The organism is Xanthomonas sp. LMG 12460 (assembly GCF_009192895.1).
GTDB lineage: Bacteria > Pseudomonadota > Gammaproteobacteria > Xanthomonadales > Xanthomonadaceae > Xanthomonas_A > Xanthomonas_A sontii.
The window spans coordinates 24,672-42,648 of record NZ_NKUH01000039.1 but is presented as its reverse complement, the minus strand read 5'-3'; the positions used below and the strand labels follow the sequence as shown (position 1 = coordinate 42,648).

Sequence of the window (17,977 nt, the reverse complement as noted above, 5' to 3'; positions counted from 1 at the left end):
TAACAATGGTATATACCACTCCCTAATCACTAAGATACCAATCCGGGAGTGGGCGCATGCGAACCGAGCGTATTGGCCGTTGCGGCCTTGGCCGCCACATCCTGGCGTTCGCGCTGCTGGCCGGGGCGACCGCGCCCGCGCTGGCGGCGGCGCCGGCCACCCTGCCGGCGGTGTACCCGACGCCGACCGCGCTGCGCCTGCTCGGGCCGGAGCTGCCGCTGGGGCCGTCGGTGGTGCTGGTGCAGGCCGGCAAGGCCGACCCGGCCACCGACACGCTGGTGCGCGCGGTGTTGCGCGAGGCCGGCGTTTCCCGCATCCGCCGCGCCAGCACGCTGCCGCACGACCCGCAGGCGGTGTCGGTGGTGCTCGGCACCGTCGACGCGGCGCCGGTGCGCGATGCGCTGGCCGCCGTCGACCTGGACGTGCCGGAACGCGCGGAAGGCTATGCGCTGGGCAGCGTGGCCAGCGGCGGTGGCACGCGGATCGTGCTGGCCGGCCGCGACGGCGCCGGCCTCTACCACGCGGCGCAGACCTTCCGGCAACTGGTCGCGCCCGGACGCATCGCCTCGGTGGCGGTGACCGACGCGCCGGCGATGCCGGTGCGCGGCACGATCGAGGGTTTTTACGGCAAGCCCTGGAGCATGGCCGAGCGCGCCGCGCACCTGGCGTTCCTGGCGCGGTTCAAGGCCAACACCTACATCTACAGCCCCAAGGACGACGCCTTCGCGCGCGACCGCTGGCGCGTGCCGTACCCGGCCGCCACGCTGGCGGCGCTGGGCAAGCTGGCCGCGGTCGCCAATCGCGAGCACATCAACTTCGTCTACGCGCTCTCGCCGGGGCCGTCGGTCTGCTACAGCGATGCGGCCGACCTGCAGGCGATCCGGCGCAAGTTCGCCGCGCTGCGCGCGCGCGGCGTGCGCAGCTTCTACATCGCCTTCGACGACATCGAATACACCAAGTGGAACTGCCCCGGCGACGCCACCGCATTCGGCCCGGCCGGCGAGCAGGCCGCGGCCACCGCGCAGGCGCGGTTGCTCAACGCGGTGCAGGCGGACATCGCCGCGGCCGGCCACGGCGCGCTGATCATGGTGCCGACCGAGTACTTCAACGTCACCGAGTCGCCGTACAAGGCGACGCTGCGCAAGGCGCTGGATCCGCGCGTGGTGGTGCAGTGGACCGGCACCGACGTGGTCCCGGCGTCGATCTCGGTCAGCGATGCGAAGAACGCGACCAAGGCGTTCGGGCGCAAGACCCTGCTGTGGGACAACTACCCGGTCAACGACTTCGCCGAGACCGCCGGGCGCCTGCTGCTGGCGCCGTACGACCGTCGCCAGGCGGGGCTGTCGACGGAGCTGAGCGGCATCGTGTCCAACCCGATGAACCAGGAAGTGGCCAGCCGGCCGGCGGTGGCCGGGCTGCTCGCCTTCGCCTGGAACGACCGCGGCTACGACGCGCCGCGCACCTGGCGCGCGGCCGCGCGCGACCTGGCCGGCGGCGATGCGCAGGTCGCCGACGCGCTGCTGACCTTCTTCGACACTCAGCACCTGGCACCGACCTTCGGCCATCTGCCCTGGCAGCCGCAGGCGCCGCGGCTCAAGGCGTTGATCGATGCGACACGCGACGCGCTGGCCGACGGCGATCCGGCTGCCCGCAGCGCGGCGCTGGCCGCGCTGGGCCGCGCCGCCGACGACCTGGTGGCGGCACCGCAGCGCATCCGTGCCGGCACCACCACCGGCGCGTTCGTGGCCGAGGCAGCGCCATGGCTGGACGCGACCGCGCTATGGGGCCGCGCGCTGCGCCTGAGCGTGGACGGGCTGAACCAGGCGCTGGCCGGCGATCCGGCGGCCGAGCAGGCCTTCGCCACCGCCGGGCAACTCGCCGCGCAGGCCGCGGCGATCCCGTCCATCCCCGGCGCGACCCGTTTCGGCGGCCCGGTCAAGGTCGCCGACGGCGTGCTCGACACCTTCGTCGCCGATGCGCCCAGCCTGGTGCAGCGTCCGACAGGGCGTTAGCGCCCGGATCGGCGCACCACGGCGCTCCTTGCCGACGGCTCACCTGTTGCGTGGCACACGCCGGGTCCGGCGCGGCACTGCCGATGCGGCCCGCGCAGTGTCCGACACGAGGCGGCGGACGGCGTCGTTGCCGGCGAGAATGCGCGGAGCTTGATCGGCCCCGTGGCGACGCCGCGCGAGGAGGCCGCAGCCGCGAGCCGCGAGGGTCGCGCCGTCGGTACGTGCCGGCCCAGCGCTTCTGTGTCTGCCGCGGCGTCAGCGGCCTTCGGCTCGGCCTTGCCGATCGCCGTGCAGCCTGACTCATGGACATCGCCCATGTGCTGATGCCGCATTGCCATGGCGAGCGACGCACGCATTAACCGACGGTTTACACCTCCGGCGGGCATCCCGGGCACAAAGAACGCCCGACCGGCCAAGGTGCGAGCCATGCGAATTGCGATCATCGGCGCAGGATTCTGCGGCAACGTGCTGGCCGCGACGCTGGCCAGGCAGGGCGCCGCCCGCCACATCACCCTGGTCGGCGTGGCCGACACCTACGGCCGCGGCATCGCCTACGGTGCGGCGCGGCCGGAACACGTGTTGAACGTGCGCGCCAAGGACCTGGGCGTGGATCCGCAGGAGCCGGGCGGCTTCGCCGACGCCCTGCAGCTGGATGCCGCGCAACGCCTGCAGTTCCTGCCGCGGCTGCTGTACGGCCGCTACCTGCAGCAGCACCTGGACGACGCGCTGGCAGCGTCGCCGGTCGAGGTGGCGCGAGTGAGCGAGGAGGCGGTGGCGGTGGAGCGCGATCCGGACGGCTTCCGCCTGTTCCTGGCCAATGGCGAGGCCGTGGTCGCCGACGTGGTGGTGCTGGCGATCGGCGCGCTGCCGCCGGCGGCGCTGCCGGGCATCGGCCCGCGCCTGGCGGTGCATCGCCGCTACATCGGTTGGCCGTGGCAGGACGGCGTGCTGGACGAGGTGCCGCCGCAGGCGCGGCTGTTGCTGGTCGGCACCGGCCTGACCATGGCCGATGTGGCCCTGACCCTGCGCCGACGCGGACACCGCGGCCCGATCACCGCGCTGTCGCGGCGCGGCCTGGCGCCACAGGCGCACCTGGCGGTGCCGGGCGCGCCGGTGAGCCTGCCGCCCAGCGTCGTGCAGGCGCTGCGCAGCCACGACCTGCGCGGCCTGGTGCGCAGCCTGCGCCAACTGACCACGGTGGTGGAGGACTGGCGCTGCGTGGTGGATGCGCTGCGTCCGCACCTGCAGCCGTTCTGGCAAGGCTTGGCGCCGGCGGCGCGCGCCCGCTTCCTGCGCCACCTGCGGCCGTACTGGGAAGCGGCGCGGCATCGGCTGGCGCCGGCCGCGGCGGCCGCGCTGGCGCAACTGCAGGCGCAGGGCCAGCTGCGCATTCGCGCCGGGCGCCTGCTGCGCGCGCGGCTGGGCGAAACCGCGGTGGAAGCGGTGATCCGCGATCGCGCCAGCAGCAACGCGCGCACCGAGGACTTCGACGTGCTGATCCGCGCCACCGGGCTGGACACCGACGTCGCCCGCACCAGCCATCCGCTGGTCGCCACGATGCGCGACGCCGGCCTGCTGCAGGCCGATCCGCTGGGCCTGGGGCTGCAGGTGGACGAGCGCCTGCGGGTGCGCGACGGCAGCGGCCATCCGGTCGCCGGGCTGTACTGCATCGGGCCGCTGCTGCGTGGCGTGCTGTGGGAGATCACCGCGGTGCCGGAACTGCGCACCGCCGCGCAGCGCCTGGCCGAGGAGCTGGCGACGCTGGCGCAGGTGCGGACCGGGAATGGCAGTGTTGGCGAAGCGCGGCAGCGGCAGGCGTTTTAGCGGACTGATCCGGTGCGGCGTGGACGTGGCGTGGGAGGCAACTCTCACGACGCTGCAGCGCGCTTTCCCGATAATGCAATGCGTCGGGACTGACGTCCCTCCCACAGTGCACCCGGCAGGCTCGCCGCAAGCCGCTTGGGAGGCGCGAGGTGAGTCGCGACAGCGCCATCGGCAATGCGTCGCCGACGCGGACGTCGCTCCCACAAGGGCGCGCATCGGCGGCTGGCTCGCCGGCTACAGCGTCGGCTGCGCGCCGCCGCCCACCCAGGCCTCCACTTCGCCCGGCGCGAACGGGCCGAGCTTCTGCCTGACGATGCGGCCGTCGGCGTCGATCAGCACGCTGTACGGCAGCAGGCCCTGGGTGTCGCCCAGGCGCACGCTGGCGTCGGCCGGGCCGGGCGTCTCCAGCGCGATCGGGTAGCCGATCGGCACTCGCTGCAGGAAGTCGCGCACGTCTTCGGCGCGGTCCAGGGCGATGCCCAGCACCTGCAGGCCGTCGGCTGGTTGCGCGCGCGCCAGCCGGTCCAGTTCCGGCATCTCGCGCACGCAGGGTTCGCACCAGCTCGCCCAGACGTTGACCAGCAGCGGCCGGCCGCGGAACTGCGCCAGGGTCAGGTGGCCGCCGTCGAGCGTGGGCAGGCGCAGCGCCGGGGCGGAATCGCCCGGGCGCGCCGCGGCGACCGGCGGCGCGGCCGCATGGCCGCTGGCCTTGGCGGACGTTGCCGGGGCCAGCGCCGGCGTCCGCCGTTCCCACCAGTGCGCCGCCGCCACGCCGAGCACCGCCGCCACCGCGGCGACCGCCAGCAGGCGCGCGCTGGCGGGGGTCATCGCGCCGCGCGCAGCAGGGCGTCCTCGACCACCGCCTGGCTCAGCACCGGCGGCAGTACCGTCGGCGGCGCGCCGGGGCCATAGACCACGTACAGCGGCACGCCCACTGCCTTGTGCTCGGCGAGGAAGGCGCTGATGCGCGGATCCTCGTTGGTCCAGTCGCCCTTCATGTACACCGCGTCCACCCGCTTGATGGTGTCGCGGAACGCGTCGCTGTCGAACACGTTGCGTTCGTTGGCCTTGCAGGTGACGCACCAGTCGGCGGTCATGTTGACGAACACCACGCGGTTGTCGGTGCGCAGGCGGTCGAGCATCTGCGGCGAATAGGCCACGGTGTTGCGCTCGACGCTGGCGCTGGGCGGCGGCAGCCGGGTCACGCCCCAGGCCGGCACCAGCGCGGCCAGCAGCAGCACGGCGGCCAGGCGCATGCCGGTCTTGTGGTCGCGCCAGCGCGCGCGCTCGAACCACCACAGGCCCAGCGCCAGCAGGGTGGCGCCGATCAGCAGCAGCGCCACCGCGTCCACGCCGCGCTGCTTGCCCAGCACCCACAGCAGCCAGATCGCGCTCAGGTACATCGGGAACGCCAGCACCTGCTTGAGCGTTTCCATCCAGGCGCCGGGCTTGGGCAGGCGCCTGGCCAGCGAGGGCACGAAGCCGATCAGCAGGAACGGCAGCGCCAGGCCCAGGCCCAGGGTCAGGAACACCAGCATCGCCATCGCCGGCGGCGCGGTCAGCGCATAGCCCAGCGCCGGGCCCATGAACGGGCCGATGCAGGCGCTGGACACCACGCAGGCCAGCACGCCGGTGAAGAAGTCGCCGACCGGACCGCTGCGCGTGGACAGCGACTGGCCGACGCCGCCGAGGTTGGCGCTGAGGGTGAACACCCCCGACAGGCTCAGCCCGACCACGAACATCAGGTACACCAGCACCGCGACGAAGCCCGGGCGCTGCAGCTGGAAGCCCCACAGCAGCCGCGCGGCCACGGCGATGCCGCCGACCACGGCGAAGGAGGCGAGCACGCCCAGCGTGTACCACAGCGCATGGCTGCGGGCGCGGCCGCGGCTCTCGCCGCTCTGCGCCAGGCCCAGCACCTTCAGCGACAGGATCGGCAGCACGCACGGCAGCAGGTTCAGCAGCAGGCCGCCGCCGAGCGCCAGCAGCAGGATCCACAGCAGGTTCTGCGTGGCCGGCGGCGGTGCGGCGCTGCGCGCGGCGTTGTGCGCCGAGGCGTCCGGCGTCGCCGGCAGGGCATCGGCGGCCGTGGCCGCGGCCGCGTCGTTGGCGTCGGCCTGGCGGCTGTCCAGCGGCGTCACCAGTAGCGGGCTGACCTCGGCCTGGTCGGCCGGGGTGACGGTGCCCTTGGGCAGCGCCAGCTTCACCCGCCGGGTCATCGGCGGGTAGCAGATGCCGTCGGTCTGGCAGCCCTGGAAGGTCGCCACCAGGGTCGCGGCGGTGGCGTCGGCGCGCTGGCGCTGCAGCGGCACGGTGACCTCGGTCTGGTCGAAGTACACCACCACGTTGCCGAAGTGTTCGTCCTGGTGCGAGCTACCCTTGGGCCAGCGCGGCATGCCGGTGCGGATGCCGGGCGCGCCCTCCAGCGCCAGCGCGGTGCGGTCGCGATACAGGTAGTAGCCGGGCGCCGGGGTGAAGCGCAGCAGCAGGGTATTGCCGTCGCCGACGATGGCTTCGAACTGGAAGGCCTGGTCCGAGGGCAGCGGCAGGCCCTGCACCGCCGCGGTGCCGGGGCCGGGACCGAACAGCGGCTTGGCCCCGTTGCCGGCGCCCGGGCCGCTGCCCGGCAGCCCGCCCGTCGCGGCCGGCGGCGGCAGTGCCGGTGCGGGATCGGTGGCGGCCGTGGCGGCCGGCAGGGTCACCTCGAGCAGGCGCTTCTGCGGCGGATAGCACACGCCGGCATCGGCACAGCCCTGGTAGCGCACCTCCAACTGCACGCGGCTGGTGCCGGGATCGGCGACGCCGCTCTGCACCGCGTTCAGTTCGTCGCGGTAGGTCTCCACCTCGCCGAAGTACGGGTCGGTCTTCTTGTGGCCGGCCGGCAACTGCAGGGTCGGGTTGGGCTTGAAGCCGCCCATCACCTTCACCGCGATGCGGTGCCGATACAGGTAGTAGCCCTTGGCGATGTCCCAGTGCAGCGCGATGCGGCCGCGTTCGGGTGCCTGTGCGCTCAGCGCGAAGGCCTGGTCCACCGGCAGCAGGTCCTTTTCGCTGATCGCCAGGGCGGGAAAGGCGGCCACGGCCAGCAGGCACAGGGCGGCGAGGCGGTGCAGCAGGGTCATCGGCTTACGGTTCCTCACGGGTTTCGGCATGCACCCACTGCAGGTAGGCCGGCAGGCCGCCGGCGACCTCGAGTTCGACCAGTTCGGGGACCTCGTAGGGGTGCAACGCGCACAGCCGCTGCCGCAACGCGGGCAGGCGGTCGGCGGCGGTCTTGATCAGCAGCAGCACCTCCTCGCCCTGTTCCACCTCGCCTTGCCAGCGATAGGTGGACTGCACGCCGGGCAGGCGGCTGACGCAGGCGGCCAGGCGTTCGTCGACCAGCGCCTGGGCGACCCGCGCGGCGCTGGCCGGATCGGGGCAGGTGCTGAGCAGCAAGCGGAGGGCGGGCGCGGACATGCGGCCGACAGTATAGGGATGCCGGCCGCGCTTTGGCGGCGCCCGCGGGGAAAGCCGGCGCCGCTCTGAATCCCCAATCCCGAATCCCGGGTTTTTCAGCAGCCGAATGGCTGATCATCCCCGCCCGCTCCAAATGCAGCGGGCGAGGCACCACGGCTCAGTTGAGCAACTGGCAGCTGGCCGGCTTGGCCGAGGTGAACAGCGACGAGGTCGCCCACTCCGGGTGGTCGATGAACGGGTTGCGGTTGCCCTGGAAGCTGTAGATCACCTCGTTGCGGGCGCGCTCGGCGTCGTCCGGCGGATCCTGCTGGCTCCACGCGATCAGGGTCGACAGCAGGCCCATGTAGGCCGGCGAGGACGAGGTCTTGACGATCTTGCTGCGGTCGTCGGTCAGCTCCAGGTCCGGCTCGGACTGCCCGGTCTTGGCATCCACGCCACCCTCATAGCGGATCGCCATGTACATCACCGCACGCGCCATGTCGCCCTTGCGGTGGTCCCACACCTCGAAGGTGCCGCTGTTGCCGTCCGGGGTGCGCACCCAGTTGGAATTGCCCGGGTAGCGGCCGCTGCCGCCGCCGAAGCCGGCGTTGGCCTCGGTGGCGCGCTCGCCGCAGTTGCTGTCGCACTTGGCGTAGGGCTTGTTGCCGCGGTCGGCGTTCCAGGTGGCGTCGGTCAGGTACAGCATGTGGGTGTCGGTGTACGGCGCGTAGGGCAGGCCCTTGTTGCCGGTGGCGGTGCCGAAGCCCAGCGAGTTCGGCCAGCTGTGCTCGCGGTTGTACTTCAGGCCGCTGCCGCTGCCGGCACGGTCGGTGCCCTTGGCATAGCTGCGGTTGCGGTAGGCGTCGAGCACGCGCTGGCCGTTGTTCGGATCCTCGTCGGCGATCTCCAGGATGGCCCAGGTATCGGTGCCGGAGCTGCTGCTGTACGGATAGACGGTGTGGCCCTTGATCGTCTCGTGCAGCGAGCAGCGCAACTGGCTGGGGCTGGAGGTGTTGACCCGCGAATAGTAGGTGCCGGCGCCATTGCCGCCGCCGCCCGAACCGCTGGCGACGTTGAAGGCGACGCTGCGATCCTGCGCCGGATGCGCGCCGTCGGCATCGCTCACGCGTGCGGCGACGATGCTCAGGGTGCAGCTCTCGCCGGCCTTCAGCGCGGTGTTGGTGGACAGCGCGAACTGGGTGCCGCTGCTGGGATAGGTCAGCGCCACGCTGCCGGACTGCTGGCAGCTCAGGCCGAACGCGCCGCTGGCCAGGCTCACCGTCTCGCTGAAGGTCACCGCCAGGTCGCCGGCGGCGGGGAAGTCGGTGGCGCCCTGGGTCGGGGTGGTGGCGGTCACGGTCGGCGCGGCGTTGCCGCCGCCGCCGCCGGCGAAGGTCTGGCCGTTGTTGCAGGCGCCGAAGGTGCTGGTGGCGCTGTCGCTCCAGCTGAAGTCGGCCGCGGCGCTGCCGTTGCCGCGCAGCTGCAGCGAGGTGCCGGCCGGGGTGCTGTTGCTCTCGCTGACCGGCAGGTTCTGGCTGGTCATGCCCGCGGCGGGGCCGCCGCCGCCGGTGATGGCGCCCTCGTAGCTGAGGAACTGCACCACCTTGCCGTTGCCGTCGACCAGCGCCAGGCCGTCGTTGGGCCCGTTCTGGATGCCGTTGCTGGCGTAGCTGACGGTGGCGATGCGCACCTGCCCGCCGCAGCTGACCAGGTTGCCGGCCGGCACCGCGCTGTTGGCGTAGACGGTGGCCGACCCCGGGTTGCTGCCGTTGTACAGGTAGACGCGGTAGCCGCTCAGGCTCTCCCCGGCGGTGGCGACGATCTCCACGCCTTCGCCGGTGTCGCCGGCGGCGGTGGCATCGTCGTAATGCAATTCATTGATGAATACGGCGGCCTGGGCCGGCCCGGCAAGGGCGAGCAGGCAGGCCAGCGGCAGCGCAACGGCGGATGGCTTCATCGACAACTCCTTTTGGTGACGGATCCCCCCCTGGGTCCGCGCTCAGCCTAGCCTGCCTCTGTGACACTGTGACGGGATTCGGTCACTGCTTGCCACCGAATGCACGTTCCTGGCAAAAATTTTTTGCCTCCCGCCCTTGAAAGCCCTGGCCGCGGCACTACATCAGGCGCATCCCGGCGCTACCGGGTTTTTTCGCGAGCGTTGCTGGCAGTCGTCATGGGCGAGTGCTAACATCGCCGGCATTTCCTAGACCAATCAATCACTTAAGAGGTCTCACTCAATGAGCATCAAGCCGCTTCACGACCGCGTCGTAGTCAAGCCGATCGAAGCCGACGAAATCTCCGCCGGCGGCATCGTGATCCCGGATTCGGCCAAGGAAAAGTCCACCAAGGGTGAAGTCGTGGCCGTCGGCGCCGGCAAGCCGCTGGACAACGGCAGCGTGCGCGCCCCGGCGCTGAAGGTCGGCGACAAGGTCATCTACGGCCAGTACGCCGGTTCCAGCTACAAGGCCGAAGGCGTCGAGTACAAGGTGCTGCGCGAAGACGACGTTCTGGCGATCGTCGGCTAAGAGCGCCGCCGATCGCGGGAATCGGGAATGGTGAATCGGGAATCGGTCAGGCGCCTTCGTCGCCCGCGATTTCCGTCCCGTCCCGACCGCCCGCTCTTGATCTGCCTATTCCCTGTTCTCCATTCCCTATTCCCGAGGTAACTCAACATGGCTGCCAAAGATATCCGTTTCGGTGAAGACGCCCGTTCGCGCATGGTGCGCGGCGTCAACATCCTCGCCAATGCCGTCAAGGCCACCCTGGGCCCGAAGGGCCGCAACGTCGTGCTCGAGAAGAGCTTCGGCGCCCCGACCATCACCAAGGACGGCGTCTCCGTCGCCAAGGAAATCGAACTGGCCGACAAGTTCGAGAACATGGGCGCGCAGATGGTGAAGGAAGTCGCCTCCAAGACCTCCGACAATGCCGGCGACGGCACCACCACCGCCACCGTGCTGGCGCAGGCGCTGATCCGCGAAGGTTCCAAGGCGGTCGCCGCCGGCATGAACCCGATGGACCTCAAGCGCGGCATCGACAAGGCCGTCGTGGCCGCCGTGGCCGAGCTGAAGAAGATCAGCAAGCCCACCGCCGACGACAAGGCCATCGCCCAGGTCGGCACCATCTCCGCCAACTCCGACGAGTCGATCGGCAACATCATCGCCGACGCGATGAAGAAGGTCGGCAAGGAAGGCGTGATCACGGTCGAGGAAGGCTCGGGCCTGGAGAACGAGCTGGACGTGGTCGAGGGCATGCAGTTCGACCGCGGCTACCTGTCGCCGTACTTCATCAACAACCAGCAGAGCCAGCAGGCCGACCTGGACGACCCGTTCGTGCTGCTGCACGACAAGAAGATCTCCAACGTGCGTGACCTGCTGCCGGTGCTGGAAGGCGTGGCCAAGGCCGGCAAGCCGCTGCTGATCGTCGCCGAGGAAGTGGAAGGCGAGGCGCTGGCGACCCTGGTGGTCAACACCATCCGCGGCATCGTCAAGGTCGTGGCGGTCAAGGCCCCGGGCTTCGGCGACCGTCGCAAGGCGATGCTGGAAGACATGGCCGTGCTGACCGGCGGCACCGTGATCTCCGAGGAAGTGGGCCTGGCGCTGGAGAAGGCGACCATCAAGGACCTGGGCCGCGCCAAGAAGGTGCAGGTCTCCAAGGAGAACACCACCATCATCGACGGCGCCGGCGACACCTCGGCGATCGAGTCGCGCATCAAGCAGATCAAGGCGCAGATCGAGGAGACCTCGTCGGACTACGACCGCGAGAAGCTGCAGGAGCGCGTGGCCAAGCTGGCCGGCGGCGTGGCGGTGATCAAGGTCGGTGCCTCCACCGAGATCGAGATGAAGGAAAAGAAGGCGCGCGTCGAAGACGCCCTGCACGCGACCCGTGCGGCGGTGGAAGAAGGCGTGGTCCCGGGCGGCGGCGTGGCGCTGGTGCGCGCGCTGAGCGCGATCGGCGAGCTGAAGGGCGCCAATGAAGATCAGACCCACGGCATCCAGATCGCGCTGCGCGCGATGGAAGCGCCGCTGCGCGAGATCGTCACCAACGCCGGCGAAGAGCCGTCCGTGATCCTCAACAAGGTCAAGGAAGGCAGCGGCAACTTCGGCTACAACGCCGCCAACGGCGAGTTCGGCGACATGGTCGAGTTCGGCATCCTGGATCCGACCAAGGTGACCCGTTCGGCGCTGCAGAACGCCGCCTCGATCGCCGGCCTGATGATCACCACCGAAGCGATGGTGGCCGAGGCCCCGAAGAAGGAAGAGCCGGCCGCTCCGGGCGGCATGGGCGGCGGCATGGGCGGCATGGGCGGCATGGATTTCTGATCCAGCCGGCCTCGGCCGACCTGTTCCACGCAGTCGAAAGGAGCCCCGCAGCGATGCGGGGCTCTTTTTTTTTTTGGTGCGCGTTTTACGCGCGCGCCGGCGGCGGCCGCACCGCATGCCGGTCATCGCGGTGGCATGCCGATGCGCTATAAGCTGCGCTCGCCCAGCCTCTGCGAGCGGTCATGGTCGCCCCGGTCTGCCAACTCGATCCGCATCGGCTGGACCAGCACCGGCCGGCGTTGCAGCGCTTCCTGTTCCGCCGCACCGGCGACTGGTCGCTGGCCGAGGACCTGGTGCAGGAGACCTTCCTGCGCGTGGTCGTGTACGCACGCGACCACGCGGTGACCGACCTGGCCGCGCTGGCCAGGGCGATCGCCCTGAACCTGCTGCACGACCACCTGCGCCGGCGCCAGCGCCAGCGCACCGAGCCCATCGACGACGAAGTGCCCAGCCCGGCGCCGGGCGTGGAGGAGGCGGCGATGCAGCGGCAACGCGTGGAGACCTTCGCCCGCGCGCTGCAGGGCATGCCGCCGCTGCGCCGCGAGGTGTTCGTGCGCAGCCGCCTGCGCGGGCAGAGCTATCGCGAGATCGGCGAGGCGCTGGGCCTGAGCGAGGCGGCGGTGGAGAAGCATGTCAGCCGCGGCCTGCGCTGGCTGCAGGAGACGGTGGCGCGTGGCGACGCGGTGCCGCCGCCCGCGGCGGGTCGGCGTGGCCCGGAGGATGCGGCATGAGGCAGGGCAACGCCGCCGCCGATGACGCGGTGCAGGATGCCGCGGCTGACTGGGTCGCGCGCGCCATGGCCACGGCGGGCGGCGATCCAGCGGGCCTGGCCGAGTGGCTGGCGGCCGATCCGGCGCACCGCGCCGCCTTCGATGCGCTGTGGGCGCTGGCCCACGATGCGGCGCTGCTGGAGGCGCTTGCCGCCTACGCCGCGCCGGCGGACGCGCCGGCCGTGGCCACCGTTGCGCCGGCCGCCGCCCGCGTGCCCGCTTCACGCGCGGTGGCAGCGTCTGCCGGCGCTGCGGCGGTGCCCGCGGCACAGCATCCGCGCCGTCGCGGCTGGCGGCCGCTGGCGGCATGGGCGGCCGGCCTGGCGCTGCTGGCGGTGCTGTTGTGGCCGCGGCTGCACCCGGATCCGGCGTCGATCGTGGCCACGACCGCGCCCGGACAGACCCGGGTGCTGCGCCTGGACGATGGCAGCGTGCTCACCCTCAACGGTGCCAGCCGGGTCCGGGTGCAACTGCGCGCGCAGCGGCGCGAGGTGGCGCTGGAGCGCGGCGAGGTGTTCTTCGACGTCGCCCACGATCCGCAGCGCCCGTTCCAGGTGAATCTGGGCCCGGCGCGGGTGCAGGTGCTGGGCACCGTCTTCAACCTGGCGCGCGATGGCGCCACCAGCGAGCTGTCGGTGTATTCGGGGCGGGTGGAGATCGACAACGGCGCCGCGCACCAGGTGCTGGCGGCCGGCATGCGCATCGACACGGCCGGCACCGGCCTGGGCGCGTTGACGCGGTTCGATCCGCAGGCCGGCGACTGGCGTGAGGGCTGGCTGCAGACCGCCGGCATTCCGCTGGCGCGGCTGATCGAGCGGCTCAACAGGCGCTCGCCGCAGCCGATCGTGCTCGCCGATCCCGCGCTGGGTGCGCTGCAGGTGTCCGGGCGTTTCCGCCTGGACCGGCCGGAGCAGACCCTCATGCATCTGGCGCAGCTGTATCCGCTGCAGCTGCAGCGGCGCGCCGACGGCATCCGCGTGGAACGCGCCGCCACGCCACAGTAGTTGCCGTTGCCGTTGCCGTTGCCGTCGCGGCGTCGCGCGCGCGGGCAGGCGCGACGTGCGGGGTCTGGCTGCCGGCGCCGGCGTCGGCAGGGCAACGCGATGCTGCACGCGACGGCGCGCGGCGCCTGTCCTCGCGGCCGGTTCGCCGGCCACGCGACCGTGCGGTGCTGCGACGCGTCACAAAAAATTCATGCAATTCCCTGTCGGGATCGGCGCGTCGCGGCGTCTTTGTCCTTTGCCACGCCACGTTGGCGACCCGACGACGACCTTGCTCATGCCGCCCCGCCGCTCCTTCCGTTGTGCCCTCCGTTCTCCGCGCGCCACCGCGCTGGCCGCTGCCCTGGCGGCGCTGGTGGCGCTGCCCGCCATCGCACCGTCGGCCGCCGCCGCGACGCCGGCCGCCGCGACCCTGCCGCCCGGCGACCTCGGCGCCACCCTCGCCGCGTTCTCGCGCGCCACCGGCCTGCAGGTGATCGCCGATCCGGCGCTGCTGCGCGACAAGCGCAGCCCCGGCGGCAGCGTCGCCGGCGACCCGCGGCAGGCGCTCAGCGGCCTGCTGCGCGGCACCGACCTGGGCTTCCGCCTGGACGGCGACACGGTGATCGTACAGGCCACCGCGATGCCCTCGGCCAGCGTCGCCGCACCCGCGCCCGCCGCCGCCGATGCGATCGACCTGGACCGGGTGGTGGTCACCGGCACCGCCACCCAGCAGCCGAAGTTCCTGGCGCCGTACGCGGTGTCCACGGTCGGCGCCGAGGCGATCGCGCGGCAGGCGCCGCGCAGCGTGGTCGACCTGCTGCGCTCGGTGCCGGGCGTGACCGTGGAGAATTCCGGCGGCGAGGCCGGTGGCGAGAACGTGGTGATCCGCGGCCTGCCATGGTCCGGCTTCCGTCTGCTCGACGTGCTCGAGGACGGCCTGCCGCTGTTCGAATCCAACTACGAGCGGCAACTGCAGATCGACGAGGTCTACCGACTCGACCTGGGCACCACCGATGCCGAAGTGGTGCGGGGCGGTACCGCGCCGATCTACAGCAACAATGCATCCGGCGGCGTGCTCAATTTCATCACCAACCACGGCACCGACACGCCCAGCGGCGCGGTCAAGCTGACCGGCGGCGCCGATGCGCTGGCCCGCATCGACGGCGTGGCCTCCGGTCCGGTCAAGGGCAACGACGCGCTGCAGTACGCGGTCAGCGGCTTCTACCGACAGGGCGACGGCCTGCGCGATCCGGGCTTCGGCAACGGCAACCAGGGCGGGCAGTTCAAGGTCGGCGGCACCTACAAGTTCGATTTCGGCAAGATCTTCGCCGACTTCAAGTATCTCAACGACCGCGGCGTGTTCTACAGCGCGATCCCGCTTGCCGACCCCCGCAATGGCCAGTCGCTGAGCGCGCTGATCGATCCGGGCACCGGCACGCTCAACAGCGCCAGCTTCCGCCACGTCGCCTTCCGCACCCTCGACGGCGCTGGCGGCAACGGCGTGGAGACGCGCGACCTGGCAGATGGCGTGCATCCGGTCACGCGCACCCTGACCATCGGCGGCGACACCGAATTCGCCAACGGCTGGCGACTCAGCGACAGGGCGCGCTACGTCAACGGCGACGTCGGTTTCAATGCGCTGTTCAACGGCGCGCCGACCGATGCGGCGGCGCTGCTCGCCTCGCGGCTGGGCGCGGCGCGCGCGGCCTTCCCGGGCACTGCGTCGCTGCGCTACGTGCTGGCCGGCAGCAACACGCCGTTCGATCCGGCCTCCACCGCCGGCCTGGCGATGATCAACACCTGGTCCAGCACGCAGACCCACTACAGCGACCTCGTCAACGACCTGCGCCTGGGCCGGCTGTTCGATCTGGCCGGCGGCGGCAGCCACGACATCACCATGGGCCTGAGCGTCAGCCGCTTCACGCTGCGCCAGGCGCAACTCGGCAACGCACTGCTGACCGACGTGAAGAGCAATCCCGACGCGCTGGACATCCAGGCGCTAAACGCCGCCGGGCAGGTGCTGGGCAGCCTGACCGAGAACGGCTTCACCGCGTACGGCAGCGGCGACCTGATCGGCGAAAGCCACGGCACCGCCACCGCGCTGTACGCGGCCGATACCTGGAAGCTGGACGACGCCTGGCAGGTGGACGCCGGCATCCGCCGGGTGTGGCGGCGCGAGGAAGGCAACCGCGGTGTGATCGGCACCCAGACCATCGCCGGCAGCGGCCCGCTGGCCGCGCGCACGGTCACCGGCCTGGTCGGCAGCGTGCCCTACAGCAAGGACATGGCCGGCACCTCGTGGACGCTCGGCGCCTCCTACAAGATCGCCGACCCGGTCAATGCCTTCGCCCGCTACACCGAGAGCTTCAGCTTCCCGCGGCTGAGCGAGCAATGGGGCAACGTGGTCGCCGGCATCGGTGGACGCATGCCCGACGGCCGCGCCACGCCGGTGACGCCGATCCGCCAGGCCGAACTCGGGGTGAAGTACGCCTCGCGGCCGCTGGAGCTGGTGTTGATCGGCTTCTACAGCGACTTCAAGTCGCTCAATTCCAGCACCTACGTCGCCAATGCCAGTGGCCTGCTGGTCAACGTGCCGCTGCTGATCGACACGCGCACCAAGGGCGTGGAATTCGAGGGTACGTGGCGGCCGCTGGACGGCGTCGAGTTGACCGGTTCGGTGACGCTGCAGGACCCGCGCATCAGCGGCGCCGACACATTCAGCGGGCTGTCCGGCGCTTCCCTGGTCGACAACGAGATCCCGCGCGTGCCCAAGTACAGCTGGTCGCTGCAGCCGAGCTACCGCTTCCAGGTCGGCGAGGTGGAAGCGCGCGCCTACGCTACCTGGTTCGGCATCGGTCGACGCTTCCAGGACTTCACCAACGCTAGCGTGCTGCCGGCCTATCGCACGCTGGACCTGGGCCTGCATCTGCAGCTCGACGCCAACCTCAGTGCGCAACTGCTGTGCACCAACGTCACCGATGCGCATGGTCTCACCGAAGGCAATGCGCGCGCGCCCGGCGTGTCCGGCGACCTGGTGCAAGCGGACGCGACCGTGGGTCGGCCGATCTTCGGCCGCAGCTACGTCGCCTCGCTGCAATGGGCCTGGTGAACCACGCCCTGCGCCATGCGTGCGTCGCCGCCAGCGCGCGGCGACGTCACGCCTGCCGCTTTCCTTGATCTGCCAGGACCCTTCGATGCCTTCTTCGCACCTTACGCGCCGCCGCTTCCTCGGTGGCCTCGGCACGGCGCTCGCCGCCGGCATGTTGCCACTGCCGGGGTGGGCGCAGCGCGCCGCGGCCGCCCCTGCCGCATCCGTCGATCGCATCCGCGAACCGCTCGGCGGCTGGACCCCGGGCATGCTCGACATCCACCACATCGGCACCGGCCGCGGCAACGCGACCCTGATCGTGTGCCCCGACGGCACCGCGATGATGATCGACGCCGGCGCCATCGACGGCCTGGACAAGTACCTGATCGACGAGTTGCCCAACGCCAGCCGCCGCCCGGGCGAGTGGGTCGGCCGCTATGCCCACCGCCATCTGGCGCAGGCCGGCCGCCACGAACTCGACGACTTCGTGCTCACCCACTTCCACCGCGACCACATGGGCGAATGCCTGCCGGACACGCCGCTGGCGCCGGGCGGGCACTACGCCTTGACCGGCGTGATCGACGTGGCGCAGTGGCTGCCGATCCGTCGCTATCTGGATCGCGGCTATCCGGACTATGCGTATCCACAAGCGCTGGACGATCCCAACCAGCGCAACTATCGCGCCTTCATCGAGCAGCAGCGCGCGATTGGCGCACGGGTAGAACGCTTCCGTGCCGGCGCCGCCGACCAGTTGCGGTTGCGTCGCGATGCCGCCGCGTATCCGGACTTCGCCATCCGCAACCTGGTGGTCAACGGTGAGCTGTGGACCGGCGATGGCGAACGCACGCGCGCACTGTTCCCGCCAGGCGCCGTGCCGACCGAGAACCAGTGCTCGGCCGCGCTGCGCCTGCACTACGGCGCCTTCACCTACTACAGCGGCGGCGACCTCTCCAACAGCATCAACTACTACGGCGACGATCCTTGGCGCGACGTGGAAACTCCGGTGGCGCAGATGGTCGGCGCGGTCGACGTGGCGGTGGCCAACCATCATGCGTATGCGGATGCGATGGGCCCGGCCTGCGTGCGCGCGCTGCGTGCGCGCGCGTTCGTCATCCTCACCAACGACTCGGCGCATCCGTCGGTGTCGCCGCTGGAGAACATGCTCAGCGAGCGGTTGTACCCGGGCCCGCGCGACATCTACGCCACTGCGATGAAGCCGGAGAACGTGGTCGCCAACAAGCGTATCCGCGAGATGACCAGCACCAATGGCCACGTCGTGATACGGGTCGAGCCGGGCGGCGCGCAGTACCGCATCGTGGTCACCGACAACAGCGACGAGTCGGACACGGTGCTGGCGGTGCATGGTCCGTTCGCCAGCGGCCGCCAGGCGGCGCTGGCGCTGCCGTCCAGCTGAGCGGCGCCACACGCGGTCCCGCTGCGACGATGCGGCGGGAATCCGCGTGCATTGCAACGAATCGCGCACAACCAAAAAACGTCTACGAGCGATGCATGGCAGCGTGTTGACAGTGTTGTCAGCGCCATG

The 17,977-nt window shown here is 71.2% G+C and carries 12 protein-coding genes; 8 read left to right on the top strand and 4 right to left on the bottom strand.

Going from position 1 to position 17,977, the window contains the following annotated elements:
• The first annotated feature begins 56 nt into the window (after positions 1-56).
• The gene (locus tag CEK66_RS09280; RefSeq protein WP_152236723.1) at positions 57-2,012 is read left to right on the top strand and encodes a beta-N-acetylglucosaminidase domain-containing protein; all 1,956 of its coding nucleotides are present in this window, start codon (positions 57-59) and stop codon (positions 2,010-2,012) included.
• A 426-nt stretch (positions 2,013-2,438) separates the two neighbouring features.
• Complete coding sequence (locus CEK66_RS09275; protein WP_152236722.1) at positions 2,439-3,836, top strand: FAD/NAD(P)-binding protein; 1,398 nt, start codon at positions 2,439-2,441, stop codon at positions 3,834-3,836.
• A 234-nt stretch (positions 3,837-4,070) separates the two neighbouring features.
• Here the strand turns inward: CEK66_RS09275 and CEK66_RS09270 are convergent, their stop codons facing one another.
• From CEK66_RS09270 to CEK66_RS09255, 4 genes are all read right to left on the bottom strand, one after another.
• Complete coding sequence (locus CEK66_RS09270; protein ID WP_152236721.1) at positions 4,071-4,664, bottom strand: TlpA disulfide reductase family protein; 594 nt, start codon at positions 4,662-4,664, stop codon at positions 4,071-4,073.
• Positions 4,661-6,958: a protein-disulfide reductase DsbD gene (locus CEK66_RS09265; RefSeq protein ID WP_152236720.1), complete on the bottom strand. Its 2,298-nt coding sequence runs from the start codon at positions 6,956-6,958 to the stop codon at positions 4,661-4,663. Before CEK66_RS09265 ends, CEK66_RS09270 begins: the two co-directional genes overlap by 4 nt.
• 4 nt (positions 6,959-6,962) lie before the next feature.
• Positions 6,963-7,295 (bottom strand): divalent-cation tolerance protein CutA, encoded by a 333-nt coding sequence (gene cutA, locus CEK66_RS09260; protein WP_017907317.1) that lies wholly within the window; start codon positions 7,293-7,295, stop codon positions 6,963-6,965.
• Between the two features lie 157 nt (positions 7,296-7,452).
• Positions 7,453-9,231 (bottom strand): endonuclease, encoded by a 1,779-nt coding sequence (locus tag CEK66_RS09255; protein ID WP_152236719.1) that lies wholly within the window; start codon positions 9,229-9,231, stop codon positions 7,453-7,455.
• 280 nt (positions 9,232-9,511) lie between these two features.
• On the opposite strand from CEK66_RS09255, the gene CEK66_RS09250 reads away from it, so the two are divergent.
• The 6 genes from CEK66_RS09250 to CEK66_RS09225 all read left to right on the top strand — a co-directional run bounded on the left by CEK66_RS09250 (position 9,512) and on the right by CEK66_RS09225 (position 17,848).
• Complete coding sequence (locus CEK66_RS09250) at positions 9,512-9,799, top strand: co-chaperone GroES (RefSeq protein WP_010340979.1); 288 nt, start codon at positions 9,512-9,514, stop codon at positions 9,797-9,799.
• Between the two features lie 147 nt (positions 9,800-9,946).
• On the top strand, positions 9,947-11,593 hold the full coding sequence (gene groL / locus CEK66_RS09245) for a chaperonin GroEL (protein WP_010340980.1): 1,647 nt from the start codon (positions 9,947-9,949) through the stop codon (positions 11,591-11,593).
• Positions 11,594-11,775: 182 nt separating this feature from the next.
• Positions 11,776-12,324 carry an RNA polymerase sigma factor gene (locus CEK66_RS09240; protein WP_152236718.1) on the top strand — a complete coding sequence of 183 codons (549 nt, stop codon included), beginning with the start codon at positions 11,776-11,778 and terminating at the stop codon, positions 12,322-12,324.
• Positions 12,321-13,367 (top strand): FecR domain-containing protein, encoded by a 1,047-nt coding sequence (locus CEK66_RS09235; RefSeq protein ID WP_152236717.1) that lies wholly within the window; start codon positions 12,321-12,323, stop codon positions 13,365-13,367. The genes CEK66_RS09240 and CEK66_RS09235 overlap by 4 nt, the downstream gene beginning before the upstream one ends.
• Before the next feature lie 274 nt (positions 13,368-13,641).
• Positions 13,642-16,455 (top strand): TonB-dependent receptor, encoded by a 2,814-nt coding sequence (locus CEK66_RS09230; protein ID WP_226978551.1) that lies wholly within the window; start codon positions 13,642-13,644, stop codon positions 16,453-16,455.
• A gap of 85 nt (positions 16,456-16,540) precedes the next feature.
• Positions 16,541-17,848, top strand: coding sequence for a hypothetical protein (locus tag CEK66_RS09225; RefSeq protein ID WP_152236716.1), 1,308 nt, complete (start codon positions 16,541-16,543; stop codon positions 17,846-17,848).
• Positions 17,849-17,977 lie beyond the last annotated feature (129 nt).

Excerpts from the sequence above, each read along its gene's own strand:
- CEK66_RS09225 (WP_152236716.1), top strand. The coding sequence starts at position 16,541 with ATGCCTTCTTCGCACCTTACGCGCCGCCGCTTCCTCGGTGGCCTCGGC.
- CEK66_RS09235 (WP_152236717.1), top strand. The coding sequence starts at position 12,321 with ATGAGGCAGGGCAACGCCGCCGCCGATGACGCGGTGCAGGATGCCGCG.
- CEK66_RS09240 (WP_152236718.1), top strand. The coding sequence starts at position 11,776 with ATGGTCGCCCCGGTCTGCCAACTCGATCCGCATCGGCTGGACCAGCAC.
- CEK66_RS09265 (WP_152236720.1), bottom strand. The coding sequence starts at position 6,958 with ATGACCCTGCTGCACCGCCTCGCCGCCCTGTGCCTGCTGGCCGTGGCC.
- CEK66_RS09255 (WP_152236719.1), bottom strand. The coding sequence starts at position 9,231 with ATGAAGCCATCCGCCGTTGCGCTGCCGCTGGCCTGCCTGCTCGCCCTT.
- CEK66_RS09230 (WP_226978551.1), top strand. The coding sequence starts at position 13,642 with ATGCCGCCCCGCCGCTCCTTCCGTTGTGCCCTCCGTTCTCCGCGCGCC.
- cutA (WP_017907317.1), bottom strand. The coding sequence starts at position 7,295 with ATGTCCGCGCCCGCCCTCCGCTTGCTGCTCAGCACCTGCCCCGATCCG.
- CEK66_RS09280 (WP_152236723.1), top strand. The coding sequence starts at position 57 with ATGCGAACCGAGCGTATTGGCCGTTGCGGCCTTGGCCGCCACATCCTG.
- CEK66_RS09270 (WP_152236721.1), bottom strand. The coding sequence starts at position 4,664 with ATGACCCCCGCCAGCGCGCGCCTGCTGGCGGTCGCCGCGGTGGCGGCG.
- groL (WP_010340980.1), top strand. The coding sequence starts at position 9,947 with ATGGCTGCCAAAGATATCCGTTTCGGTGAAGACGCCCGTTCGCGCATG.
- CEK66_RS09250 (WP_010340979.1), top strand. The coding sequence starts at position 9,512 with ATGAGCATCAAGCCGCTTCACGACCGCGTCGTAGTCAAGCCGATCGAA.
- CEK66_RS09275 (WP_152236722.1), top strand. The coding sequence starts at position 2,439 with ATGCGAATTGCGATCATCGGCGCAGGATTCTGCGGCAACGTGCTGGCC.